Below are 25,119 nucleotides of genomic sequence, written 5' to 3' on the forward strand. Positions count from 1 at the left end.
GGTCCCTCCAGCGTTGTCAGTTCTCATCGACATTTCCCAGCCGTCTGATCGCTGAGTGCTCATCGAGCTGGAAGCCGACCTGCTCGCCCGCCCGCCCGCCGAGACCGCGGGCTGGATCGGTGAGATCGAAGGCATCGACCTCACCCTCACCTTCCTCCGCTCCAGGCGCGACGAGAACCAACGGCGCGCCCACCGAGCGGCAGTCGACCTCGGTGTCCCCACCGTCCGCCGAACGAAGGACGATCACTGAAACGCCAGCCCAGTTCGATGCGCTCACATGCGAGGCGGTCCGGCGTCGACGACCGCCATCGACAGCTCCAGCGGGTCGAAATGGATCAGCGACTCCAGCCACCACGTCATGCCGGCCTGGGCGAGCCCCTTGAGATCAACGTTCTTGTCTTCCTGCCACGCGGGACTTGCGTTACCGCGCACGGCGATGTCGAACGGCCGGTCAGCCGGCAGACCGGCGCGGTGCAACTGCTGGCGGATGTCTGCGATCTCCTCCGGGATCAGCTCGTGGTCGTCAGGGTTCGGGAAAATGCCGTCGCAGCCGGAGGCGCGGCTGATCACCCGCGGGTGGTTGGTGGAGCTGGCCATCCAGACCGGAATGCGGTGCGGTTCCGGTTTCGTGGCCGCCACGGTCACCTGGTAATGCGGGCCGCTGTGCTCGATGGCCTTACCGGCCCACATCGTGCGCATCAACCCGAGGCCCTCGGTCAGCATCGCCGAGCGGGTCGCCAGGTCGGAGGGCTCCCCGAAGCTGCTGAAATCACCCGACTCGTCGACGCCCACTCCGGTCCCGACGATAAGCCGTCCCTGGGAGAGCCTGCTGACGGTGGAAGCGTGCCGGGCGACCAACCAGGGCCGACGCCGGGCCAGCGGCGTGACAGTCGGGCCTAGCAGCAGATTCTCGGTGGCGTGAGCGATGGCCGCCAGCGTGGTCCACGGGTCGGCGATGGGCATCGCATCGGTGACCACGTGGTCCCACAGGAACACACCGTCCCACCCGGCGGCCTCCGCTCGTACTGCCAGTTCGACGAGGACGTTGGGGTCGCCGAACGGGCCGAACGGCGGCAGGTAGATACCGAAGCGCAAGTTCTCGTTCACGAGGGACCTTCACCAGGGTCGGCTGCTGGGACGAGGCGGATAGATGGCAATCCCCCGCTCAGTCTGGCGGGCCCATTTCACGGCCTGTGAACGGCCTGTGAATTGGGTCACCGGTCAACGCAGCACCGATCAGCGAGACCCGGCGGGACCGTGCCATCTCCACCGCTGCCATGGGCGGGGCATGCAGCGTCCGCTGTCCCCACCTGCCAGCAACCGATAAGGAGCACCCCCTGCACCCCACACCCGAAACGGGACAAGACCATAAAGAACAAGCTGAGTCGGCGGTGGGCAGACGCGTCAACGCCGACATGATCGCTGCACTGTTACGCGGCCTCGGCGTATGAGGCGGCTGACGAAACCGGCCCGTACGAGGCACCCGGTCACGAGGCCGGGGGCTCATAAGCAGGTCGACGAAGGCGTCACGCGCGCCTTCGAACTGCTCGGAAAGCGCTGGACCGGCCCGATCGTCTCCGTGCTGATCGGAGGGCCGGCGTACTTCGGCAACCTGCACCGGGCGACTCCCGGGATCAGCGAGCGCATGCTGTCCGACGGGCTCACCGAGCTCGGCGCCGCGGAACTCGTCGTGCGCGAGGTGCACGGTAGGCCGGCGGGTGTCCTACCGGCTGACGGAGGCAGGGGCGGCGCTGGAGCCCGCGCTCAAGGAGCTTGCGCGATGGGCGAGGACGCACCTGTCGGAGGGCGAGCGGCCCGTCGGCGGCTGAGATCGTACCCAAGGTCGTAAAACCTCGGGCGGAGTTTCCACAGGTGCGGAGTCTCTGCGAGTGGGCGGCCGTTCACGGCGTGATGGTGATGGACGACATCAACACCATGTGGCTCAACACCACCCAGGAGAAGCTGCAGAACCAATCGTGCACAACCACCCGTCGGTGATCCTGTGGGGCTGCAGAACGAGTCGCAGATCGACGGCGACGGCGCTCGGGTCTACAGCGCTGGCTCGCCGATCTCAAGGCGGCAGTGAACGCGAACGCGGTCGACCTCACCGCCCGCTCCGTGATCTGGGCCTCGAACACGAGCAACGGTCCCGTCTTCGACCTCGCCGATGTCATCGGGTTCAACGAGTACTTTGGCTACTTCTACGGTGCTCGGAGCGGTTGCCGCGGTGCCCCTGCCGAACCTCATCCCCCTGGTCATGCGGCATGCCGGTACTCCGTGCCTGTCAGAGCACCGACTCTGGCGACGCGGCCCGGATCCCCATGAGCCATCGCGCAGCGGCGCCCACCAGGGTGGATGCGGTTATCGGCAAGGGCAGTGTCGGTTGCCGGTGAAGTCGGTCTTGCTGCGGGTCACTGTGCGATCGACGCCGCCGTGGTGCTCCGGGCGGGCTCGGGGCGGTGGACGCCGCGCGGGCGGTAACCGAGCGCATCGGCGCGGCCCAGGAGGTCGGCGAGGTACCAGATGATGGCGAGCCACATCTCGGTGCCCTGGAGCCCCGGTTCCGGGCCGGGGCCCGCCGGCCCCGAACCGAAGCCGAGACCGCGGCCGTTGTGCCAGCGCGGCAGGACCGCGGCCAACTGGCGCTCGGCCCAGGCGCGTATGTCCCCCATCCGGTAACCGTCGCCCCGGCTCCCGGTTCCAAGCTGCCGGGTGCACAACCACAAAGGATGGGCGACGTCCAGCACGTTGCACGCGTTGTCGCGACCACTGCCGAAGTGCCGGGGATCGCGGGCGTGGTCCAGGACCGCATCCACCACCCGCTCCGGATGCGGAACCGGCAGCCCGAACTGGGCGAAGGAGCCGCGGGTGAGCCGGTAGTAGCCGTTGACCACCTGGAGGCGCCCGGTCTCGGGGGATGGGGTGCCCCACATCCCGGTCCACGGGTCGGCCCGGGTCAGTAGCCAGCCGAACAGCGCTTCCAGCGCGCCAGGCTGTGCACCGTCGTCTCCGGCGTGCCGCATGTTCCAGCGCGCGGCGGTGGCCCATGCGTCGATCCAGGCCCCGGCTCCCCATGCACCGTCCCGCCACGGTAGGCCGTCCAGCCGCGCGATGAGTTGACGGGCTGTCATCTGCTGTACGCCGCGTATCGGATGGGGGAAGGAGAGGCCCAACAGATCGAGGGCGTAGCCGACGGACAGGATGTGGTACAGCGCGGGGCCGTCGCTGATGAAGCCGTCCTCGTCGGGCGTCGGCAGTGGCTCGCCGAACTCGGGCGCCAGCCCGGCGTCCGGGTCCTGGGTGGCACACAGCCGCTTGCGGTGTTCGTCGGCGGTCAACTGCTCGGGTACTGAGCCCAGCAGCAGGTCGGCGATCTCCACGGCGTCGCAGTGCGCCCGTATCGTCGGCGTCGCCCCGGGGCGGTCGACGTACCGGTCGCCGTCCCAGCACCGGGCGAGGATGTCGGCGGCCTGGGCGCGGGCGTTGTCGGCGAACCTGGAGAGAGGATCTGCGCCGCGGGCCGCAACGGCTGCCTCGGCGCCTCGGCGGTCGCGCAGGGGACGTGCCGGGTTCCCGGCGGCCACTGTCCAGGCCGGAAGATCCTTGGTTACCACTGCACCGGCACCGATCACACAGTGGTCGCCGATGGTCACGCCGTCCACCACGACCACGTGCGAGCCGATCCACACGTCGTCGCCGATCGTGATCCCCTGGCTGATGAGGGGCTGCTGGAACACCGGACGGTCGGGTGCCATGGTGTGGTTGAAGCCGAGCAGCGACGTGTGAGCGCCGATCCGTACGCCGTTCCCCAGGGTGACGGTGCCCCGCACTGTGGCGTACGGGTTCAGCGTGCAGTCCGTCCCGGTGGTCAACTCACCGGTGACATAGGCATGAGCGGCGATGTAGGAATCGTCGCCGAGCCGCAGCCGGTCCGGGAACACCGCGGCGGACTCGGCGACGTAGCACCGTTCACCGACGTCGCTGTCCCCACCGATTTTCCGCTGCCGCTCCCGTTGAGCGACGCGCTGTGCTTCGCCCGCCTCCTCGGCGAATAGCCAGGGGCAGTGGTCGAAGTGCCGTACATCGTGTTGCTGCTGTTGATCCACGGGGCGAACGCTAGTCGGGGGAACATTCTGCGGAAAGGGTCCAGGTGCCGACGGCTCATTGTCTGGGTGAGCGGGCGCCCTTGGGAACGAGCTCGGCACAGAAGGCGCGGGCGGAACTCGAACGGCTCGCGGCGGAGTTCGGCGTCGACGAGGTGATGGTGCACCCGGTGGCCGGCGCCCGCGTGGGTACGGCGCCCGACTCCAGTCCGGCCCGCGAGAGCAGGCTCTGGCTCCCCACAGGTACGGGCCGTTCCGGAAGGTCGAGCGCCGACGGTCAGGCACTGCGTCACCCCGAGGTGGCGTGCGGGCCGCCGAAGAGGTCCCAGAACTTGTCGCTCACCTCGCCGAGGACGACGACCTCCTCGAGTTCGGTGGCCTCGGCCCAGTCCTGCTGCCCCTACGCGGTGACCTCCTTCGACACCGCCGAGCTGTACGGCGCCAGCGTCGACAGCCGCCCCGAGAACATCCGCAAGGTCGCCGAGAACAGCCTGCGCCACCTGCGGACCGACCGCATCGACCTCTTCTACCAGTACATCTCCGACCCGGAGGTGCCCGTCGAGGAGGTCGCGGGTGTGGTGGGTGACCTGATCGCCGAGGGCAAGGTGAAGTACTTCGGCCTGAGCAACGTCGGCCCGGAGTACATCCGCCGTGCTCACGCTGTCACCCCCCGTCACGGTCCTGCAGTACGAGTACTCGATCTTCGAGCGGGCGGTGGAGGAGAAGATCCTGCCGGTGCTGCGGGAACTGGGCATCGGCCTCGTGCCGTACTCGCCGCTCGGGCGCGGCTTCCTGAGCGGCACGGTCCAGCCTGCGAACCAGTACTCCCGAGGGCGACATGCGCCGCTGGGACGAGCGCTGGCAGTGCGAGAACTACACCTACAACCTGCGCGCCGCCGAGCAGCTCAAGCAGCTTGCCGCCGCCGAGGGCATCACTCCCGCCCAGCTCGCGCTGGCCTGGCTGCTCGCCCAGGGGGAGGACGTCGTCCCGATCCCCGGGACCCGCAGCGCCCGGCGCCTGGAGGAGAACGCGGGCGCTGCCGATGTCCGGCTGGCTGGGACGACCTCGCCCGCAGGAGATCCTCCCCCAGAGGTCTGCGGGTGGCCGCTATCCGGCCACCCTGATGCCGAACTTCGTCACCGACTGACGGGCTACGCGGCGAGTTCCTTGGTGATGCGGTCGAGCATGAATGCCGAGGATTCGCGGGCTCGTTCCTCCCAGGCGAAGACGCAGGCGGTGGCGATGCCGTCGAAGTTGAGCTCGCGCAGGGTGCCGAAGAAGGCGTTCCAGTCGACCTCGCCCTGGCCGATGTCCAGGTGCTGGTGGATACGGGCGGTGGTGCCGGGCGGGTTGAGGATGTAGCGCAGGCCGGAGGAGCCCGTGTGGTTGAAGGAGTCGGCGATGTGCACGTGGTGGAGCTTGTCGCCGGCGTAGCGCATCATCGCGGCGATATCGGCTGTCGGATTGGCCCCGGAGAGGTGGAAGGTGTGCGGGGCGCAGTAGAGGTAGTTCACCCAGGGCTTGTTGATCGCGCGGACGAGATCGACGGCCGGGGTGTTCTCCTCGCAGAAGTCGCCTTCCCACCCCACCCCGCGGACCCACACCACCCCCGGCAAAGGCCGCCCCACCCCCAGCAGGCCAACCGGCCTGCCCCACCGGCGCACCCCACACAACGCCGGTCAACAAGCCCTGGCCCCCGCCTTGGCCGCGCAGACTTCCCGCCGTATGCCCGATATGCGTACGGTCCCCGCCACCACCCCCCTGGGGTCGGTACAGCGTCCGGCGGGGCATGACACCCAGACACCAGCACCTCACGGACCGGTGTCAGGTCATGGAGCACCCGCCCCCACCCGGGGACGGCTCTCACGCGGAACCTGTCGACGACGCACCAGCGCCGCCGAGCGGACCGGCTTCCACCACCTGCGTGCCACACAAGTCCACGACCTCCCCACGAGGTTCGGACCCGGCAGCACACGGCCACGCCGCGCCCGAAAAGCCTGAATCACTCAGGCACACGCAGAGTTCCAGAGACGCTCGCCCGGGCCGGTCGTGATCGGCCCGGGCGACCTGGCTAGTCGGCTTTTTCGGCGAGCGCCTTGAGACCACGCAAGGTGGTTTCCATGTTGGTGCGGAGCTCGGCAATCCGGAATGCCAGGATCTCCTCCTCCCGCTCCGGTGTGCGCTCAATCGCCAGGATGACCCCGGAGCGGCCCGGTCCGATCCGGGCGAACTGCCGCAGCCTGGTGCCGGTCCCCTCGGGCTCGAGCTCGAAGCGCCACGTTGCCAGGGGCTTCGCGGGGTCCGGGACCGGGTCACCGTACCGGCCGTCCGGGTCCACGACCGCCCAGCCGAACGCCTGCTGCTCCTCCAGTTCGACGACGTGCGAGACGGTCCGCCATTCGCCGATCAAGCGATGGCGGTTGTACCCCGCGAAACAGGCCCCCACCGCGGGCCCCTCAGCGCCGTCGAGCCATTCCGCACGCTGCAGTTCAGGGCTCAGGAGGGCCGGCAGACCGATGTCCGTCACCAGGCCCCACACCCGCGAGGGATCCGCCTCGATATGAACGTCACAGCAGACCCTCGGCCCCTCGGCATACCGCACAGTGTCCCTCCCTCTGGTCCGGACCGGACGGTCAGGACCTCAACGACCGGCGTCGATCTGGAGTTGCGGCGGGTCAGCGCTCGCGGCAGGCGTCAGTGACGGCCGGCAGGGCTGGCTGGCCTACGACCGTCTCTGCGGAGAGCCCTCCACCGTCAGCTCGATCACCGAGCAGACCTGACTCCAGGTTCAAAGGCAGGCTATGAGCTCCGACAGGACCCGCTCGTAACCAGGACCCCACCGTGAGAGTAGCGCCGGGAAACCAGCTCTGACCTCAGCGAATGGAACGCATTCCGCGCACAAAGATGCGTCAGCTGGTCGTTGACCGGCGATCCGCGGCAGGGCCAGGGTGGTGGAGCCAAATCGGATTCCGATCACCGTTTCCGGTCACCGAGCCGCGTGCAGGAGGCGTGATGCTGCAGACAGACACCTGTGAACCCACCGAGTTCCGGGAACACCACGAAGCGGCTACCGCTGCCACGACCGCGCCCGCCACGCCGAACGCACCGGCGGTCTGCGACGAACTCCTCTTCCAGCGCTGCCTCTGGTGCGGCACTCCGGCCTACCGCCGCTCGTTCTGCCGTGCCTGCGGGTCCATGTCCTTCAAACGGGAACGCAGCACGGGCGCCGGTGTCGTCGTTCGCCGCAACGGCCACGCGCCGCACAACACGTGGTTCGTTGCGATGGACGAGGGATTCACCTTGGTCTGCCAGGTCACCGGGACGGCGCCGGTCGCTGTCGCGGTGGGGGCACGGGTGAGTGTCGTACGGTCCGTCGCCCCCCTCGGTCAGGGCCTTCCCGTTGTCGAACTCACCCAGCCGGCACCGCCTTTGGAGCGCTGGTGGTGACGGGAAACGGCTGAGCCGCAGCCACGCTCGGACAGGCGGGACGATCAGAGAGGAGGGTGCGTGAGCACCCAGCACAACGCGCCGGACGGATGGGCCGGCGTTCTCGACGGAGCAGGGCGCGGCGCGCTGGACGGTCTGCGCATCGCCGATTTCTCCCGGGTTCTCGCGGGGCCCTACGCCACGATGCTCCTCGCCGACCTCGGTGCCGAAGTGGTGAAGGTGGAACGGCCGGGCATCGGGGACGACACCCGGGCCTGGCACCCTCCGGCGGACCACGACGGCACGTCGACATATTTCCTGAGCGTCAACCGGAACAAGAGGTCCGTGGTCCTGGACCTCACGACCGAGGCCGGCCTCGAACAGGCCCGTGCCCTGGTCGCCGAGTCCGACGTGCTGGTGGAGAACTTCCGTCCCGGCACGATGGAACGGCTGGGGCTCGGCCCTCGCGAACTCCGTGCCCGGCACCCGGGGTTGATCTACTGCTCGATCAGCGGTTTCGGCAGCGGTGCGGGCGCGGCGATCCCCGGATACGACCTGCTCGTGCAGGCTGTCGGCGGTCTGATGAGCGTGACGGGGGACGCGGCCGGGGAGCCGGTGAAGGCGGGCGTGGCCCTGGTCGATGTGATCACGGGCCTGCATGCCTCGCTCGGCATCCTTGCCGCCCTCCGGCACCGGGACGCCACAGGGGAGGGGCAGCGTGTGGAGGTGAACCTGCTCGGCTCGCTGCTGTCGGCCATGGTCAACCAGGCGTCGGCGTTCGCCGTCGCCGGTGTGGTTCCGGGCCGCCTGGGCAACGCGCACCCGAGCATCGCCCCGTACGAGACCTTCCCGGCCGCCGATCGTCCGATCGCGATCGCGGTGGGCAACGACCGGCAGTTCGCGGCGCTCGCCGACGTCGTCGGGGATCCCGGTCTCGCTCTCGACGACCGCTTCCGCAGCAATGCCGACCGGGTCGCCCACCGCGCCGAACTGCGGGACATTCTGAACGAACGGCTGGGCGCCGCGGGCGCCGACCACTGGTCGGCTGTCCTGCTGGCCGCGGGGGTGCCCGCCGGACCGGTCAATACGCTTGACGAGGCATTCGCCTTCGCCCAGAAGCTCGGCCTTCCCGGCATCGTCGACGTCCCTGCCGCACCCGCCGACGGAGCAGAGGGCAGGCCCTCCCGCCAGGTCGCGAGCCCCATCGCGCTGAGCGGCACGCCCGCGCAGTACCGCCTGCCGCCGCCGCGCCTGGGCCAGCACACCGCGGAGATTCTCCACCGCTTTTCCGACCACGCCTCTACGCCGAAAGGAGCGGTCACATGACCGTTCCCGGCGCAGACACCCCACCGAACCGATCACCGCAACCACCAGGAGTTCACGATGAGCCGCAAGCCGATGAAGGACCCTCTCGACCTGCTCGACCTCTCCTCCACCCTCACCGATGAGGAACGCGAGATCCAGGCGACCGTCGCCAAGTTCCTCGCCGACCGGGTGCGCCCGCACATCGGCGAGTGGTTCGAGAACGCGCACTTCGCCCGCGAACTCGCCCCGGAACTCGGCAAGCTGGGCGTTCTCGGCATGCACCTCGAAGGCTACGGCTGTGCCGGGACGAACGCGGTCAGCTACGGACTGGCCTGCCTGGAGCTGGAGGCGGCGGACTCCGGTTTCCGCAGCTTCGTCTCGGTGCAGGGCTCGCTGTCGATGTTCTCCATCTGGAAGTGGGGGTCGGAGGAGCAGAAGCAGGAGTGGCTGCCCCGGCTCGCCGCCGGTGAGGCGATCGGCTGCTTCGGCCTGACCGAGCCCGACTTCGGCAGCAATCCCTCCGGGATGCGCACCAGGGCCGTCCGCGACGGTGACGACTGGATCTTGAACGGCTCCAAGATGTGGATCACCAACGGTGGCATCGCCGATGTGGCGACCGTCTGGGCGCAGACCGAGGACGGCGTCCGCGGCTTCCTCGTTCCGCGCGGGACGCCCGGCTTCACCACGCAGGACATCAAGCAGAAGATGTCGCTGCGTGCGTCCATCACCTCTGAGCTGTACTTCGACAACGTACGGCTGCCCGACTCGGCGCGGCTGCCGCTCGCGGAGGGCCTGCGCGGACCGCTGTCCTGCCTGAACGAGGCCCGCTTCGGCATCCTGTTCGGCGCGGTCGGCGCGGCCCGCGACTCGCTTCAGGCGGCCATCGAGTACGCCGATTCCCGGGTGCAGTTCGACAAGCCGATCAGCGCCTTCCAGCTCACCCAGAAGAAGCTCGTCGACATGAGTGTGACCCTGGGCAGCGCCGCACTGCTCGCCGTGCACCTGGGCCGGCTCAAGGACCAGCACCGCATCAGGCCCGAGCAGATCAGCGTCGGCAAGCTCAACAACGTCCGGGAAGCGATCGCCATCGCGCGGGAGTGCCGCACCATCCTGGGGGCCAACGGCATCTCCCTGGAGTACTCGCCGCTGCGCCACGCCAACAACCTGGAGTCCGTCATGACTTACGAGGGCACCAACGAGATGCACACGCTGGTCGTCGGTCAGGCGATCACCGGATACCCGGCGTTCCGCTGACCACTGAGGCTGAAAGAAGACGACCGTGAACATCGTCGTACTCGTCAAGCAGGTCCCGGACACCGGTGCCGAACGCACCCTGTCCGAGGCCGACCACACCCTTGACCGCGAGGACGCCGACCTCGTCCTGGACGAGATCAACGAGCGCGCCGCGGAGGAGGCCCTCCAGCTGAAGGAGTCGGTGGACGCCGAGGTCACCGTCGTGTCCATGGGACCCGACTCCGCGCTCGACGCCATCCGCAAGGTCCTGGCGATGGGTGCTGACCGCGGAATCCACGTCTGCGACGACAGGCTCCAGGGCGCCGACGTGGTGACCACCGCGAAGGTGCTGGCGGCCGCCGTGCGGACGGTGGAGGACGTCGACCTGGTACTGGCGGGCAACGCGACCACCGACGGCCAGGCGAGCGCGGTCCCGGCCATCGTCGCGGACCTGCTCGGCCTACCGCCGCTGACCCATGTGCGGAAGCTCGACGTGGACGCGGGACGGGTGCGTGCCGAGCGCGAGACCGAGAACGGTGGGGCGACGTTGGACGCGCCGCTGCCCGCGCTGGTCAGCGTCACCGAGAAGATCAACGAGCCGCGCTACCCCTCGTTCAAGGGGATCATGGCCGCCAAGAAGAAGCCGGTGGACACGGTCGATCTCGACGACCTGTTCCCCGACGCGGACGACGCCGGGTTCCTCGTGACCCGCACCCGCGTCGTGGAGGCCGTCCCGCGTCCCCCGCGAGCCGCCGGCATCCGCATCACGGACGACGGCTCGGCTGGCAGGCAGCTCGCCGCGTACCTGATCGCCCAGAAGCTGCTCTGAACCGCCCCGGCCAAGAAATCCCCACCAAGGAAAAGAAAACAGGCAACCCCATGCCCGATGTCCTCGTGCTCGTCGACCACGACGGAGAACGTGTCCACACATCCACGTACGAACTCCTGGCTGCCGCACGGCGGCTGGGGGACCCGGCCGCCGTCGTCGTGGGAACCCCCGGCACAGCGGCGCGTCTCAGGGAGTCCCTCGCCCGGTACGGCGCCACGAGCGTCCACGCGGCGGAATCCACCGAAGCGGCCGAGTTCCTCGGCACGCCCGCTGTCGACGCCCTGGAGCTCGCGGTGCGGGAGACCGCTGCCGCCGCCGTTGTGGTCTCGGCGACGACGGATGGCAGGGAGGTGGCCGCGCGTCTCGCCGCGCGGCTGGACTCCGGGCTGCTGATCGACGCGGTCGACCTGGACTCCTCCGGTGTGGTCACCCAGATCGTCTTCGGGGGGTCGTACACCGTGCGCTGCCAGGTCACCCATGGCATACCGGTGATCACGGTGCGGCCGGGGGCCTTCGAACGGGAGGAGCATCCCGGGGAGGCCGTGGAGCGGACGCTCGCCCTGCCGACGGTCGACCCTGCGGCGTCCGCCCGTATCACCGCCCGGCGCGCCGCACTCGCGGGCGACCGACCCGCGCTCACCGAGGCGAGCGTCGTCGTCTCCGGAGGCCGCGGTGTCGGCGGAGCGGACGGTTTCAAGGCCGTTGAGGAGCTGGCCGATGCCCTGGGGGGTGCGGTGGGTGCCTCACGCGCCGCGGTCGACGCCGGCTACTACCCGCACCAGTACCAGGTCGGGCAGACCGGCAAGACCGTCTCCCCCCAGCTGTACATCGCCCTGGGCATCTCCGGGGCCATCCAGCACCTCGCCGGGATGCAGACCTCCAAGACCATCGTCGCGGTGAACAAGGACCCGGAGGCGCCGATCCTCGCGCTCGCCGACTTCGGCGTGGCGGGCGACCTGTTCGCGGTGGCTCCCCAGCTCACGCAGGAAGTGGCCGCCCGCCGCACGGTGAGCTGACGATACCAAGCGGGCGTTCCTCAACGGCCGTTATGAGACAGCCAAGCGCCGAAACCGGCTTCCGTGGAACACCAGTGGCTCGAGGTCGGGTTCGGCCTTCAGGCCGTGGATTTCCAGGAGGACGATCGTGTGGTCGCCCCCGGGGAACTCGGCGTAGGGCGAGCAGTCCAGCCAGAGGGCGGCACCGTGTACGTACACGCTGCCGCCCTCGCCGACTTCCCAGTCGACGTCCGAGAACCGGTCCCCTTCCTTGGCGGCCAGTGAACGGCAGATCGCGTCCTGTCCCTCGGCCAGCACGCTCAGGCCCAGACGACGTCGTTCACGCAGCTTCGGCCAGGTCGTGGAGGTGTCCTGGACGCAGATCGACACCAGAGGGGGCGCCAGGGAGACCGGGGTGAAAGTGCTTGCGGCCATGCCCACCGGAATGCCCGAATCAAATGCGCACACGGCTGTCACGCCGGAGGGGAAGCAGCCGAACGCCTTGCGCAGCAGAGAGGGATCCCTTGGGGCCGCGTCGAGTGGATTCATCGCGCACCGCCGGCCGTCTCCTGACCCGACAGGGCCGCGCCCAGCTTCCGCATCGAGCCGTTGTTGCCGACCACGTGCTGGGAGACGCAGCGTACGTCCCGCCAACGACGCTGGATCGGGCTGGTGTTGTAGAGCCCGGCACTTCCGGACAGCGTCATGATCTCGTTGAGGACCCGGATGCCCTCGTGGTGGATGTGCTGGGTGCCGCCGGTGTAGCCGAACCACTCGGTCTGCGTGGGGGCCTCGCCTGCGAGCACCCGGTCCATCACGGTGCGGCCGGTCCGTTCCGACAGGGCACGCAGTGCTGCGGTGCGCATGTGCAGCTCGGCGAACTTCTCCTGGAACACCGGGTCCTCACCGATGACCACCCTGAGGTTGAACGCCGGCCGTTTGGTCGCGGCGAGTTCGGCGAGATCGTCGAGCGCGCCCTCCAGACAGCCCAGGATGACGGCGTCGTGCGAGGCACCGGTCGGCGAGTACGGCAGGTCGTAGAAGGGAGCGGGGATGTTGTTGTCACCGAACATCGGGCCCGTGAAGCGCTCGGGCACGAAGACCTCGTCCATCGTGAAGTCGGTGCTCTGTGTGGCACGCAGCCCCACCGCGTCCCAGGTGTCGAGGAACGTGGCCTGCTCGGGGCGGATCAGCGCGATGCGCATGTCCGGGCTGCCGCCCGGCAGCGGGGGCGCGCCCTCGACCACGAAGCCCGCGAGCATCCAGTCCGGGGCGAACGAGCCGCTGGCCAGCGGCCAGCGGCCACTGATCCGGTAGCCGCCCTCCACCGGCGTCGCCTTCCCTTTCGGGGCTATCGCCCCACGGAGCAGCAGGTCGGCGCCGTTGCCGAACACCTCCTCGGCGAGTGTCTCCGCAGGCAGCGTCCGCACGAAGAACCAGGCCATGGAGGCCGCCTGAACGGTCCACCCGGTCGAGCCGTCGGCCCGCGCGATCTCCCGGACCACCCGGGCGCTCTCCACCAGATCGAGCTGCTCGCCGCCCCATGCCCTGGGCAGGCTCATCCGGAACACACCGGCCTCGCGCAGCGCGGTGATGACCTCCACGGGGATTGCTCGGGCCGCCTCGGCCTCGGCGGAGCGCGCCGCTATTTCGGGCAGGTGTGCGCGGACGCGGCCGAGCACGCTGTCGTCGGTTTTCCGGTCCTGGGACGGGGTGGGCTCCAGCAATGTCGTCATGATCGATCCTTGAGAATGCTTGCGGTCCCGGAGGACCTCGTGTGGCTGATGAGTGGTTGCCAAATGGCTCGAGGAGAAGGGCCGCCTGGCACGGATACCGGCCTGTGCCTCCTGCTCACTGCCCCGAATGATGTGGGGCGGGGCACATGTCCCGCTTGTATGCGGGAGCACAGGAATTTGCTTGGCTGAGAACTGCTTCCGGGCGGCAGCGACGGACGACCGTCGCATCGGCCGGCGTTGACCTCCTGGCGTCCGGGCCGATCCCGGTGGGACGACGGCCAAGTGATCCGTTGCAAGGCCGGTTGCGGATCGCCCGGGGTGACTTACACTCCCTCGCCAGGAGGAGGGCCGGCCGAGCCCGTCTCCTCGGGGGCCGGATGTGCCATGAGGAGAGCCGCATGCCCCGGATAACGACGCCGAGCGATGCCACGGCAACCGAAAGACTGGAATGCTGGCGGGACGCCGTCAGTCGCAACCTCGCGCCTCTGGAGGTTCTGCCGCGCGAGTGTGCCGACTTCCGCGCATCACTGCACGCCGCGCGGGTCGGCCAGGTACAGATGTCGGTCATCACGGCCGAACCGCACAGCATCGCGCGTACCCGTCGGCACATCGGCTCCGACGCGCCCGACTTCTTCCAGCTCACTCTGCAGCTCAAGGGGCAGGGTGTGCTCACCCAAAGGGACCGCCAGGCCCGGGTGGGGCCGGGCGAACTGGTGATCTACGACGTTCGCCGTCCCTTCACCTACGACCTCGATCAGCCCCACAGCGGCCTCGTATTGATGTTCCCGCGGGCCATGCTGCAGATGGCGGAGCGTGATCTGGCGCGGGTGACGGCGACTCCCGTGTCGTGCCACGACGGGCTCGGCCAGGTGGTACTGCCCTTCCTGCACGGGCTGGCGCGGCAGGTGGAGCATCTGGAGTCCCGTGCCACGCCCCGGTTCGCGGACAACGTGGTCGACCTGATCGGCACCCTGCTCGCGGAGCACGCAGGCGCGGACCCGGCAGCCGGGGACGAGGGCCCGGGCCTGCTCACCCGGCGCATCCTCGTGTACATGGAGCAGCGGCTCGCCGACCCCGGGCTGAACCCCGAGGGGATCGCGGCCGCCCACCGCATCTCCCGCCGCTACCTGTACAAGTTGCTGGCCGATCAGGGGTATACCGTCTCGGGCTGGATCCGGGAACAGCGCCTCGCCCGGTGCCGACGCGACCTCGCCGATCCGGCCATGGACCACCTTCCGGTCGGCACCATCGGCGGGCGCTGGGGTTTCCCGGACCCGGCCCACTTCAGCCACGCCTTCAAGACGGCTTACGGCGTGAGCCCCAGGGAGGCGCGCGCGGCCCGTCGATGACGTCAGCCGGTGTTCAGCGGCGACGAAGCGGCGTGTCCTGCGCCGCCGCCGCCGCCGTCGCCGTCGCCAGCGGGCCGGCTCAGGCCGCCTGGTAGCTGAAGAACCCCTGTCCGGACTTCCGGCCCAGCAGCCCCGACTCGACCATGCGGCGCAGCAGCGGGGGAGGGGCGTACAGCGGTTCCCGGTACTCCTCGTACAGCGCCTCGCCTATCGCAGCCACCGTGTCCAGGCCGATGAGGTCGGCGAGGCGCAGCGGGCCCATCGGGTGGGCGCAGCCCGCCGTCATCCCCGTGTCGATGTCCTCGGCTGTCGCCGTGCCGGAGCTGACCATCCGTACCGCGGCCAACAGGTACGGCACCAGGAGGGAGTTGACCACGAAGCCCGCGCGGTCCTGCGCCACGACAGTCTTCTTGCCCAGCACCTCGTCCGCAAAGGCACGTACCCGCAGTTCTGTGGCCTTCGAGGTGTGCAGCGAGGGGATGACCTCGACCAGTGGCATGACGGGGACCGGGTTGAAGAAGTGCAGGCCGACCACCGCCTCTGGACGCTTCGTCACGGCTGCGAGCCGGGCGATGGGTATCGAGGAGGTGTTGCTGGCCAGCACGGCGGTCGGGTCGGTGACCACCTCGTCCAACTGCCGGAACAGCGCCGTCTTCGCCCGCTCGTCCTCGACGGCGGCCTCGATGACAAGGTCCGCACCGGACAGGCCGGAGAGATCGACGGTGACCGAGATCCCGGCGAGGGCATGTGCGCGGTCTCCCGGGGTTATGGCGCCGCGCTGCTCTGCCTTGAGCAGGGAGTCCGCCACGCCCGCCAGTCCGGCACGGGCCCTGTCCTCGGTCACGTCGCACAACGTCACGTGCAGCCCCGAACGGGCGCAGACCTCGGTGATGCCCTGGCCCATCTGCCCGGCGCCGACGACTCCCACGTGCTTGATCGATGTCATGTGTTCCTCCGCCTGTCCTTCCGTTCGGCGGCGGTCGACGGACGCCGCCACGGTCTGTGGTGCCGTGTTGAGCGTAGGCTGGGTACAACCCCGCTGACCTGCTCAGACGATGCGTTTTCCGCGCACAAACATGCGCCGGTTCGTCGTTGACCGGCCGTGCTGCGCAGAGCCATGCTGATCACGACCGGGCCGGGCCCGGCGGCCGGAGAGGCGAGCACGAGGAGGCAGTCGCGGGCATCGAGGACGGCACCCCGGACGGACGTGACGGCGCTGCCGGGGAGCAGTCCGAGGCACTCCGAACAGACTGCGGATCGTGGACTCCGCCCGCTTCCTCGAGATGCACGCCCATGGCGGTCGACCACGCGCTGACCGGGCGTCAGGCTCTTGCCAGACGCCCGGTCGGCGCACTGCGGCTTCAGCCGACGGCGACCGTGGCGGCAGCTGCCTCCCGCAGACGGCGGATCACGCCGCGAACCGCGGGCGAGGTCTCGCCCCTGCGGTAGGCACCCACGAGTCGGGTGGTCAGCGGTACGTCCGCCAGCGGACGGTACGCCACCCCCGGGATGTGCACACGGCGCAGCGAATCGGGGACCAGAGCCACCGCGAGACCACCGCCCACCAGCGTCAGAGCCGCGATGAAGTCACGCACCGGGGGAGCGCACCGAGGGCTGAAACCCCCTTGCTCCGCCACCTCGAGGATCTGGTCGCGGCAGCCGTACTCCTCGTCGAAGTGCGGGGCCACGAAGCACTCGTCGCGCAGCTTCGCCGCCGGTACCGCCTCGTACGCCGCCAGCGGCGCGCCGGCCGGCAGTGCCAGGACGACCTCCTCGGTGAGCAGACAGGTCGCCGTGATTTCGGGCGGGTATTCCGGCCTCCAACGCAGAAAGCCGACGTCGATGTCCCCGCAGGCCAGCGCTTCCAGTTGGGCCGGTGTCTCCAGCTCGCGCACCTGCACGGTCAGCTCGGTGCCGTGGGCCGCGCAGCGGGTGAGGACGTCGGTCAGCACTCCGGAGAACGCGGCCGAGGCGACGTATGCGATCTGGGCATGCCCCAGCTCCCCGCGACCGGCACGCCGGCCCACCGCCTCGGCCCGGGCGGCCTGCGCGAGGGTGCGCCGCGCCTCCTCCAGGAACAGCCGCCCGGCACTGGTCAGAGCCGGGCGGGTGCGCCGTCCGCGGTCGATCAGCCGCACGCCCAGGTGCGACTCCAGCGCCCTGATCTGGGCGCTGAGCGCCGACGGAGCAAGATGCAGACGGTCCGCCGCCCGCGCGAAGTGCAGTTCCTCCGCGACGGTGACGAACGATTCCAGCCAGCGTAGTTCCACCGGCTCCTCCGTCCTGCTGGGCCTGGGCTGACGTCCTGTTGCGCCTGCGCCGACGAGAACACCGGCCGTGTGCACGGCCGGTGGGATGGACACCCCGCGGCGGCGTCAGGGCAGAACAGGACCGCCGCGGGGTGAGTAGCGGGGCGTCAGGGGCACCGCCGGCCAAGGAGCGTCCGGACGAGCAGTGACGCCCGGATCCGCGCCTCGGGACCTCCGGGTCAGGGGATGACGACGTAGTTGCTGAATCCGCCGTCGCGGTCCTCGAGTCCTGAGATCGCCTCGTTGACCCTGGACAGCGGGAAGGGCTTGGCCTGCAGGTAGGACAGGTCCAGGGCGCCCGTGGCCACCATGTCGGCGAGTTCCTGCCCCTGCGCGGTGCTGAACCAGTTGGAGCCGATCAGCTGGACCTGCTCGTCCATGAGCCACTTCACGTCCACAGGCAGCCGGTCGGCCACCCCGCCGACGTTGACCACCCTGCCGCCCCGGCGCACGCCCTGCATGGAGTCCAGCATCGTCTCCACCGGGGCCTTGGCGCCCAGGGCGCTGATCACGTAGTCCGCGCCCTCGCCACCGGTGCGCGACTTCGCCCACTCACCGGTGGAGCCGTCACCCAGTCTGAAGACCTCGACCCGCTCCGGGTCAAGTTCCTTGACGCGCTTGAGGAGCTCCTCGTTGCGGCCGGTCCCGAGGACCCGGGAGACACCGGAGGCCAGCGCCAGCATGGTCGACGCGACACCGAGGGTTCCAGTGACCCCGTCGATAAGCGCGACCTGGCCGGGGCCTGCCGCGGCGTTCTTGAGAGCCCCGTAGGACGTGCCGATGTAACCCAGCTTGCCGGCCTGTTCGAACGTCATGTTGTCCGGGATGTTGACGATCGAGTACTGCGGTGCGGTCATGTACTCCGCGAAGCCGCCGTACGGGTACAGATCGAAGATCCGCTGGCCGTCACGGGACGTGCTGAAGTAGCCGTTCAGCGTGAAGTAGCGGCACCGGCTCAGTTCACCGCCCCGGCACACCTGGCAACTCCCACAGCCGCGCAGGGGATTGACGTAAACGCGGTCACCGGGCTTGGTGTTCAGCACGGCCTCGCCGACGGCTTCGACCACCCCGGCGGCGTCCAGGCCGAAGATGGCGGGGAACTTCGGCAACGGCTGGTGGGGGAACCACGTGGGCCAGTTGTTGATCACGTTGGCCATGTTCGGCACGATCCCGCACGCCTTGACCCGCACCAGCACGTCGGTCGGCCGCGGGGTGGGCACGTCGATCGTGTCCACCGACATCGGCTCACCGAGCGCGTGCAGTCGTGCAGCGAGCATTTTCGCCATTGAAATACTCCTTGGAACTGCTCCGTCCCGTGACAGCGGGACGGAGACTTCTCAGGCGACCGAGGCGGCCAACCGGTGGCTCGGCGGTCGAGTGTTACAAGTTGGGTCTTACAAGTCGGGGGCCTCGAGTCTCGGTCTCACGACCTCTTGGCTTACGGCTCCCCGGATTACGACTTCGAAAAGGGATTCTGGTAGTTCTCTTCGAGATCGATGTCCAGCAGGCCCATGATCCGGACGCCGGAGTTGTACCAGGCGATGGACAACGCGAGTTCGACCATCTGCTTCTGGGGCAGACGGTCGGCGGCGGCACGCCACGTCTCCTCGGAGACGTCGACCTGGAGCGTGGACTCCTTGGCCAGGCGCATCACCGCCTTTTCCGTCTCGTCGAACACGTCGGCCGTTTCGAAGTCGCCCACCGCAGCGATCTGCTCCTCGGTGAGCCCGGCCTTGAGCCCGTGCGAGTGGTGGTGTGCCACCTCGTACGCGGACCGGGTCACGTGACCCACGGTCAGGATCGCCAGTTCGCGGAGCGCGGGGCTGAGCTCACTGGCCCGCAGCGAGTTGGCGTAGGTCAGGAAGCCGTCCAGCTGGGTCGGCGCGCCCGCGAGGGCGAGGAAGATGTTCGCCGTCGGTACCTTGCGTTCGGCTTCCAACCGGTCGTAGAGGGGCTTGTGCGCCTCGTCCGCGTCCTCGCGGCGCAGGTAGGGAACTCGTGCCATGTCGTTTCCTCGTCAGGACGATGCGGTCGGGTTGGCGGACTGCTCGAGCAGGAACCGCTCGAGCGTCATCGGATTCGGCTTTTCGGCCGGGGGGATCTGCGGCACCCCCACGAAGGGCGACGCCTCGAAGTACCACTTCTCCAGCGCCGGGAACCCCCAGCGGACGTTGGTGCTCAGCGATCCCGCGTCCCAGCGCACGGGCTCGATCTCGGTGTCGATCGTCTGGTAGTGGCTGTTGAAGACCTCCACCCGGTGGCCGTCGGGGTCGCGGAGGTAGGTGAAGAGCATGCCGCCCGGACCGTGACGTCCCGGGCCCCGCTCCACGCCCTCGCCGTAGCCGAGGATGCCCGCCCAGTCGCAGGCGGTGAAGATGTCGCGGCTCTCAGAGACGGTGTAGGCGAAGTGGTGCAGGGCGGGACCGGTGTTCTCCACGATCGCGAGGTCCAGGCAGGTGCCCTTGCGGTACATGAACGCACTCAGCAGCTTGTCGCCGTGCGCCAGGTACTCCGAGTTCCGGAAGCCGAGCTCGCCGTAGAACGCGCACAGCTCGTAGGTGTTCGGCGCGAAGGTCTGGAAGTGGTCCAGCCGCTGCGCGTGGGCGCCCTTGTAGTGCTCGAAGTCGATGTGCAGCCTCGGCCGCGTCTCCATGTGCGCGCAGAGCTCGAGCGGCGTTCCGACGGGGTCGGAGACGTGCAGGGTGCGGCCCTGGTACGGGAGGTCGACCCATTCCGCGGGCAGCCCTCGGTCGCGGAACCAGTCGTAGGCGATGTCGAGGTCCTCGTCGAAGAAGACCCGGAAACCGATCCTCTTGGCGGCACCGGCGCCCTCTTCGTCCAGCTCCAGCACGAGGCTGTGGTGGCAGGCCTCGGCGAGACCGCGGAGGTAGCAGGTGCGCTCGTCCTCATCGCTGACGACGAGGCCCAATGCCTTTACGTAGAAGTTCCGGCTCTCGGCCAGGTCGGCCACGGTGAGACGCACATGGCTGGTTCGGGTGATGTTGAAACTCGGGCGCAGATTGACGGGTGGCAGCATGCTGGTCTCCGTGCTCCGATCGGCTCTGGATTTCGCTGACTGTAATACTTCGATGCCGTTTTACGGCTTGGTCGTAATGGACCCGGACCCGGCGAATGTGAAGGCGGACCATCCGCTGAATTCCGCGGATTCACCGAGGGACTCCTCGATGCGCAGAACCTCGTTCCACTTGGCCATTCGCTCGGAGCGGGTGAACGAACCCACCTTGAGCTGGCCGGCGTCCCAGCCGACGCTCAGATGGGCGATGGTGATGTCCTCGGTCTCACCGGACCGGGCCGAGACGATGGTGCCGAAGCCGGCTTCCTTCCCGGCGCGCAGGGCCTGGAACGCCTCCGTGACCGTACCGGCCTGGTTGGGCTTGACGAGGACGGCGTTCGCCGCTCCGCTGGTGGCCGCAGCCTCCACCCGCTTGGCGTTCGTGACCAGGTAGTCGTCGCCGATCACCTGGCAGCGGTCGCCGTAGAGCCGCGTGAACTCCACCATGCCCTCGTGGTCGTCCTCACCCACCGGGTCCTCGACGGAGAGAATCGGGTACTGCTCGATCCAGCTGCCCAGCATGTCGATCAGCGCTTCGGTGTCCAGCGTGCGGTCGTCCAGGGCCAGCGTGTACTTCCCGGCGCTGCCGAACTGCGAGGCCGCGATGTCGAGTGAGATGCCGACCTGGGCCGAGGGCGCGAAGCCCGCGTCCTCGATGGCCTGGGTCAGCGTCTCCAGGGCCTCCTCGTTGGAGTCGAACGCGGGCCAGAAGCCGCCCTCGTCGGCCACGCCCTGGGCCTTCCCCGCCTTCCTCATCAGGCTCCCGGCGGCCCGGTAGATCTCCGCCGTCCAGTCCAGGGCCTCGGAGAAGCTCCGTGCCGCGGGGCAGACCACCATGAAGTCCTGAACATCGACGCGACGGTCCGCGTGGGCGCCGCCGCCGAAGATCTGGATCTCCGGCAGGGGGATGCGGACCGGTCGTCCGCCCGCCAGGTGCTGCCACAGCGGTACGCGCGCCGACGCTGCGGCGGCGTGCAGTACGGCCATGGACGTGGCCACGATCGCGTTGCCGCCGAGACGGCTGCGGTCGGGGGTTCCGTCGAGGTTCACCAGCAGCTGGTCGACGGCTTCCTGGTCGGTCGCGTCGCGGTCCAGGAGGGCGGGTGCGATCTCGTTGTTCACCGAGCCCACCGCGCGGTGGACGTCGAGTCCGCCGAAGCGGCTGCCGCCGTCGCGCAGGTCGAGCGCTTCGCCCTGGCCCGTCGAGGCCCCGGCCGGTGCGATGGCCCGCCCGATCGCGCCGTCCGCGAGGTGGGTCTCCACCTCGACGGTCGGCCGGCCGCGTGAGTCCCACACCCTGCGGCCGTAGAGCTTGGCGATCCGCGCGTCTGTCATTGCGGTGCAACCTTTCGGAGTTCGGACGATCGGGGTGATGAGCGGGGCCTGTGCCTGTCATCGCTGGATGGACGTCCCCGCAGCCAGAGGCGTACGGAAAGTCCTCGCTGACGAACGGGCGCGGGCGACCTCGCGGGGCGGCACCCGGATCGGTGCGGCGGCGCTGGGAGCGAGCGAAGTGTCGTACGGCTCTCTTCGTCGTCGTGGCGGAGCCGGAGAGGAATACAGGTGCGAGGGCGATGACGAGGGTTGCTCGCCCACCGCGACTCTTGGAATGCTAACGATAGCGCAATCCTGCGAAGTGTCGGCGGCTCTGTCAAGAGGCAGGTGGCGCTCCGATCTCGTGAGCTTCCCGTTCGTATCCGCCCCATTGGTTCTTCCGCTAACTGGTGCTATCGTTCGCACACCCAGTGCGCTCCGGCAAGGATTCCTGCGGACCTGCGCTCTTCCTGGACAGACGGACAGCACAGGCAGGCGCGGGTCCGCCGGGCCGGATCGCGGCCGAAAGGAAAGCGAGCCCGATATGGCACCCGAGACCTCTGTGGCGCCGATGACCCTCACCACTGTTGTGGCCAGCACGCGTCCCGGACGCGTGGGCAGATCCGTCGCGGACTGGTTCGCCGCGCGGGCCGCGGAGCACGACCAGTTCGAGTCGCACACCGTCGACCTGAACGAACTCGCTCTTCCCTTCTTCGACGAGCCGCATCCGCCCGCCCTGCAGCAGTACACGAAGAGCCACACCCGCGAATGGAGCCGGATCGTCGACGGGTCGGACGCCTTCGTCTTCGTGACTCCGGAGTACAACGGCGCCTTCCCGGCCACCTTGAAGAACGCGTGGGACTACCTCGTCGTGGAGTGGCAGCACAAGCCGGCCGGCTTCGTGAGCTACGGAGGTGTCTCGGCCGGTACCCGGGCGGTGCAGATGGCCAAGCAGGTCGTCGCGAACCTCAGGATGCTGCCGATCGGCCCCACCGTGAGCATCCCGTTCGTCAACGAACTCGTCGAGGACGGCGCTTTCCGGCCCGGCAAGATACACGAGGCCGCGGCCGAGCAGATGCTCGACGAACTCGCGCGTACGGCCCGCGTCATGCGCCGGCTGCGCAGCGAAACGTACTGACCTGGCGCAGAGAACACGAAGGCGCCCGGAGCACATCGCTCCGGGCGCCTTCCATGTCTGCGTGTGAGGCCGCCCATGGCTCAGTCGGACCTGGACGGAGCCCTTCCGCCGGGGGGCGCCGTGCTGCCGCGAAGGATCAGCGATCCGGGGGAGACCGACGTGTACGGGCCGTCGTTGCTCGGCTTGGTCTTGAGGCGGCGCATCATCCACAGTGCGCAGCCGGTGGCCATCTCCTGAATCGGCAGACCGATCGTGGTGAGTCCGGGACCCCACCAGGAGAAGCCGGGTTCGTCTCCGAACCCGACCACGGACAGCTCCTCGGGCACCTTCACACCCTGCTGGGACAGCTCCTCCAGGACCCCCAGGGTGAGCTGGATCGATCCCAGCACGAGCGCGGTGGGCGCCTGTGGTCCCTCCAGCAGGCGGCGCATCGCCTCCCGGCCGTACTCCACGGACGACGGCGGCCCCAGCTCCGTGCGCCCGGCATCGTCCGGCAGGCCGCCTTCGCGCAGGGCGCTGCGGAAGCCGCGCAGACGCTCCGCGCCCGTCGGCAGCTCTTCGGGACCGCCCACGTACGCGATGCGGGTGTGGCCCTGGGCGACCAGGTGGGCCGTACCCTCACGCAGCGCCTCGTGGTCGTCCACGCCGAACCACTGGGAGCCGAGCGACGGGTGGCGGCGCAGCAACTGAAGGTGCGGCACGGCGCGCAGAAGCTTGACGGACTCGCTGTGCGGGCGCGCCGTGGGCACGATGATGACGCCCGCCACGCGGTTCGCGGACAGCTCCCGCAGATGGCGGAGTTCCACCATCCTGTCGTCGTCGGTCTCCGAGAGCATGAGCTGGAAGCCCTCGGCCTCCATGTTCTTGGACAGCTCGTGCGCGATGGTCGAGTAGAAGCTGTTGCGGATGTCCGGGATCACCAGCGCGACCACGTTGCTCGACGCTCCCCGCATCATCCGTGCCGCGCGATTGGCGACGTACCCCATCTCGGACGCGGCCTGGCGGACCCGGAACTTGGTCTCCTCGCTGATACGGCTGTCGTCGGCGAGTGCCCGGCCGACCGTCGAGACGGAGATCCCGAGGCGTTCGGCAATGTCCCTGGTCGTGATCACGTAATGGGCCCCCTCGAGTTGCTGATCCCGCGCTGTCACTTTCCGTGTGCCAACGATAGCACTCTCGTCGCGCTCTGTGGTCGGGAGGGGCGGGGTGTCAGGTTTGATCATTCTCTTTGTGCTAACGTTAGCATTGCTGAATGGGCCGTGCAGCCGCCCGCGGCTGCCTAGTTGCGGAGGTTTCCGTGCGGATCGTCAGGTATTCCGTTGGCGGCGTGCGTCACTACGGAGAATTCGAAGCCGGTGACGCCAGGATCGCGAGATTCGAGGGTGATCCCTTCACCGGGCTGTCCCCTACGGGGCACGTCGACGAAGTGGGCGACGTAGTCATTCTCCCGCCGCTCGAGCGGCCCCGGATCTTCGGGTTCGCCTACAACTACGCCTCGCATATCGACGAGACCGACCGCGAGGTTCCGGAAGTTCCCGTGTGCTTCATGAAGCCGAGCACTGCGGTGGTAGGGCCGGATGACGCCATCGTCTATCCGGCGGATGGTGAACTGATCCATTTCGAGGGCGAGTTGGTCGTCGTCATCGGAAAGGAAGCCCGCCATGTGAAGCCCTCCGAGGCCCATGAGTACATCCTCGGCTACACATGCGGCAATGACGTCAGCGACCGCATCATCCAGCGCAAGGAAAGCAAATTCGGAACGCTTCTGATCGGGAAGGGGCAGGACACCTTCGCGCCCCTCGGACCGGTCATCGCGACCCAACTCGACCCCTCGGGACTGTCGCTGACGACGCGCGTGAACGGCACCGTCATGCAATCGGCGAACACCGCTGACCTGCTGCTCGCTGTTCCTGACATCGTCAGCTACCTCAGCCGCTACCTGACGCTGCTGCCCGGAGACGCGATCATGACCGGTACGCCTTCCGGCGTCGGACCGATCCGCCCCGGAGACGAGATAGAGGTGGAGATCGAGGGCATCGGCGTCCTGCGCAACCCGGTCGTGGCCGAGAGCCTCTGACTCCGGATGCCCGCCGGGCGCACACACGCCCAGGCCTGCCGACCGCTTGGCGGTGGGCAGGCCTGGGCGTGTCAGCGGTGCGTCCCGTGTCCTGCCGGAGATATGCCACCGTGTTGCACCGGGCTCCGGCCCGGTGCCAAAACGTGGGATAAAACCACCGGGGCGGGGTACGAACGGGCCCCCGGGTTGTAAAGCGCGGGGGCGGCGAAGGCCGCGGCCCGGACGCCCCCC

21 protein-coding genes and 3 pseudogenes are annotated in these 25,119 nt (G+C 68.9%); 11 read left to right on the forward strand and 13 right to left on the reverse strand.

The annotated features are described in order from the left end of the window. Nucleotides 1-55: 55 nt before the first annotated feature. A complete protein-coding gene (locus ABT009_RS44110) occupies nucleotides 56-250 on the forward strand; it encodes a recombinase (protein ID WP_351307992.1) in 195 nt (64 codons plus the stop codon). A 23-nt stretch (nucleotides 251-273) separates the two neighbouring features. Here the strand turns inward: ABT009_RS44110 and ABT009_RS44115 are convergent, their stop codons facing one another. Then, the gene (locus ABT009_RS44115) at nucleotides 274-1,107 is read right to left on the reverse strand and encodes an LLM class flavin-dependent oxidoreductase (protein WP_351307995.1); all 834 of its coding nucleotides are present in this window, start codon (nucleotides 1,105-1,107) and stop codon (nucleotides 274-276) included. A 340-nt stretch (nucleotides 1,108-1,447) separates the two neighbouring features. Between ABT009_RS44115 and ABT009_RS44120 the strand changes: the two are divergent. Beyond that, nucleotides 1,448-1,829: pseudogene (locus ABT009_RS44120) on the forward strand (winged helix-turn-helix transcriptional regulator). A 582-nt stretch (nucleotides 1,830-2,411) separates the two neighbouring features. Here ABT009_RS44120 and ABT009_RS44125 read toward each other — a convergent pair. Beyond that, the gene (locus ABT009_RS44125) at nucleotides 2,412-4,106 is read right to left on the reverse strand and encodes an acyltransferase (protein ID WP_351307998.1); all 1,695 of its coding nucleotides are present in this window, start codon (nucleotides 4,104-4,106) and stop codon (nucleotides 2,412-2,414) included. Nucleotides 4,107-4,525: 419 nt separating this feature from the next. Here ABT009_RS44125 and ABT009_RS44130 point away from each other — a divergent pair. After that, a pseudogene (locus ABT009_RS44130) lies at nucleotides 4,526-5,251 on the forward strand (aldo/keto reductase); the annotation flags it as partial. A gap of 4 nt (nucleotides 5,252-5,255) precedes the next feature. On the opposite strand, the pseudogene ABT009_RS44135 reads toward ABT009_RS44130, so the two are convergent. Then, nucleotides 5,256-5,678: pseudogene (locus ABT009_RS44135) on the reverse strand (TIM barrel protein); the annotation flags it as partial. Between the two features lie 497 nt (nucleotides 5,679-6,175). Next, nucleotides 6,176-6,706, reverse strand: coding sequence for an SRPBCC family protein (locus ABT009_RS44140; protein ID WP_351308001.1), 531 nt, complete (start codon nucleotides 6,704-6,706; stop codon nucleotides 6,176-6,178). Between the two features lie 410 nt (nucleotides 6,707-7,116). Between ABT009_RS44140 and ABT009_RS44145 the strand changes: the two genes are divergently transcribed. The 5 genes from ABT009_RS44145 to ABT009_RS44165 are packed head-to-tail and all read left to right on the forward strand — an operon-like array spanning nucleotide 7,117 to nucleotide 11,913. Then, entirely contained in the window at nucleotides 7,117-7,551 is a 435-nt protein-coding gene (locus tag ABT009_RS44145; RefSeq protein WP_351308004.1) for a Zn-ribbon domain-containing OB-fold protein, read from the forward strand. Between the two features lie 60 nt (nucleotides 7,552-7,611). Continuing rightward, the gene (locus ABT009_RS44150; protein ID WP_351308007.1) at nucleotides 7,612-8,856 is read left to right on the forward strand and encodes a CaiB/BaiF CoA transferase family protein; all 1,245 of its coding nucleotides are present in this window, start codon (nucleotides 7,612-7,614) and stop codon (nucleotides 8,854-8,856) included. A gap of 57 nt (nucleotides 8,857-8,913) precedes the next feature. After that, nucleotides 8,914-10,089, forward strand: a complete 1,176-nt coding sequence (locus tag ABT009_RS44155) for an acyl-CoA dehydrogenase family protein (RefSeq protein WP_351308010.1) — start codon at nucleotides 8,914-8,916, stop codon at nucleotides 10,087-10,089. Between the two features lie 25 nt (nucleotides 10,090-10,114). Continuing rightward, entirely contained in the window at nucleotides 10,115-10,897 is a 783-nt protein-coding gene (locus ABT009_RS44160; RefSeq protein WP_351308012.1) for an electron transfer flavoprotein subunit beta/FixA family protein, read from the forward strand. A gap of 50 nt (nucleotides 10,898-10,947) precedes the next feature. Further along, nucleotides 10,948-11,913 carry an electron transfer flavoprotein subunit alpha/FixB family protein gene (locus tag ABT009_RS44165; protein WP_351308015.1) on the forward strand — a complete coding sequence of 322 codons (966 nt, stop codon included), beginning with the start codon at nucleotides 10,948-10,950 and terminating at the stop codon, nucleotides 11,911-11,913. Between the two features lie 30 nt (nucleotides 11,914-11,943). Here ABT009_RS44165 and ABT009_RS44170 read toward each other — a convergent pair whose 3' ends face one another. After that, a complete protein-coding gene (locus ABT009_RS44170) occupies nucleotides 11,944-12,441 on the reverse strand; it encodes a flavin reductase family protein (RefSeq protein WP_351308018.1) in 498 nt (165 codons plus the stop codon). Beyond that, nucleotides 12,438-13,628, reverse strand: a complete 1,191-nt coding sequence (locus tag ABT009_RS44175) for an acyl-CoA dehydrogenase family protein (protein ID WP_351308021.1) — start codon at nucleotides 13,626-13,628, stop codon at nucleotides 12,438-12,440. Before ABT009_RS44175 ends, ABT009_RS44170 begins: the two co-directional genes overlap by 4 nt. A 398-nt stretch (nucleotides 13,629-14,026) precedes the next feature. On the opposite strand from ABT009_RS44175, the gene ABT009_RS44180 reads away from it, so the two are divergent. Continuing rightward, the gene (locus ABT009_RS44180) at nucleotides 14,027-14,977 is read left to right on the forward strand and encodes an AraC-like ligand-binding domain-containing protein (RefSeq protein WP_351308024.1); all 951 of its coding nucleotides are present in this window, start codon (nucleotides 14,027-14,029) and stop codon (nucleotides 14,975-14,977) included. A gap of 79 nt (nucleotides 14,978-15,056) precedes the next feature. On the opposite strand, the gene ABT009_RS44185 is transcribed toward ABT009_RS44180, so the two are convergent. The 6 genes from ABT009_RS44185 to eno all read right to left on the reverse strand — a co-directional run bounded on the left by ABT009_RS44185 (nucleotide 15,057) and on the right by eno (nucleotide 21,694). Beyond that, nucleotides 15,057-15,923, reverse strand: a complete 867-nt coding sequence (locus tag ABT009_RS44185; protein ID WP_351308027.1) for a 3-hydroxybutyryl-CoA dehydrogenase — start codon at nucleotides 15,921-15,923, stop codon at nucleotides 15,057-15,059. Nucleotides 15,924-16,338: 415 nt separating this feature from the next. Continuing rightward, complete coding sequence (locus ABT009_RS44190) at nucleotides 16,339-17,247, reverse strand: LysR substrate-binding domain-containing protein (protein ID WP_351308030.1); 909 nt, start codon at nucleotides 17,245-17,247, stop codon at nucleotides 16,339-16,341. Between the two features lie 218 nt (nucleotides 17,248-17,465). After that, nucleotides 17,466-18,572 carry an alcohol dehydrogenase catalytic domain-containing protein gene (locus ABT009_RS44195; protein ID WP_351308033.1) on the reverse strand — a complete coding sequence of 369 codons (1,107 nt, stop codon included), beginning with the start codon at nucleotides 18,570-18,572 and terminating at the stop codon, nucleotides 17,466-17,468. Nucleotides 18,573-18,739: 167 nt separating this feature from the next. Continuing rightward, nucleotides 18,740-19,291 (reverse strand): carboxymuconolactone decarboxylase family protein, encoded by a 552-nt coding sequence (locus ABT009_RS44200; protein WP_351308036.1) that lies wholly within the window; start codon nucleotides 19,289-19,291, stop codon nucleotides 18,740-18,742. A gap of 12 nt (nucleotides 19,292-19,303) precedes the next feature. Further along, nucleotides 19,304-20,323, reverse strand: a complete 1,020-nt coding sequence (locus tag ABT009_RS44205; RefSeq protein WP_351308039.1) for a VOC family protein — start codon at nucleotides 20,321-20,323, stop codon at nucleotides 19,304-19,306. Nucleotides 20,324-20,383: 60 nt separating this feature from the next. Further along, entirely contained in the window at nucleotides 20,384-21,694 is a 1,311-nt protein-coding gene (gene eno, locus ABT009_RS44210; RefSeq protein ID WP_351308042.1) for a phosphopyruvate hydratase, read from the reverse strand. Between the two features lie 523 nt (nucleotides 21,695-22,217). Here eno and ABT009_RS44215 point away from each other — a divergent pair. After that, complete coding sequence (locus tag ABT009_RS44215; protein ID WP_351308045.1) at nucleotides 22,218-22,811, forward strand: NADPH-dependent FMN reductase; 594 nt, start codon at nucleotides 22,218-22,220, stop codon at nucleotides 22,809-22,811. A gap of 80 nt (nucleotides 22,812-22,891) precedes the next feature. Here the strand turns inward: ABT009_RS44215 and ABT009_RS44220 are convergent, their stop codons facing one another. Then, the gene (locus ABT009_RS44220) at nucleotides 22,892-23,923 is read right to left on the reverse strand and encodes a LacI family DNA-binding transcriptional regulator (protein WP_351308048.1); all 1,032 of its coding nucleotides are present in this window, start codon (nucleotides 23,921-23,923) and stop codon (nucleotides 22,892-22,894) included. A 140-nt stretch (nucleotides 23,924-24,063) separates the two neighbouring features. Between ABT009_RS44220 and ABT009_RS44225 the strand changes: the two genes are divergently transcribed. After that, on the forward strand, nucleotides 24,064-24,888 hold the full coding sequence (locus tag ABT009_RS44225) for a fumarylacetoacetate hydrolase family protein (RefSeq protein ID WP_351308051.1): 825 nt from the start codon (nucleotides 24,064-24,066) through the stop codon (nucleotides 24,886-24,888). Nucleotides 24,889-25,119: the final 231 nt, after the last annotated feature.

The sequence above is a fragment of the Streptomyces sp. NPDC002896 genome (assembly GCF_040295225.1).
Classification (GTDB): domain Bacteria; phylum Actinomycetota; class Actinomycetes; order Streptomycetales; family Streptomycetaceae; genus Streptomyces.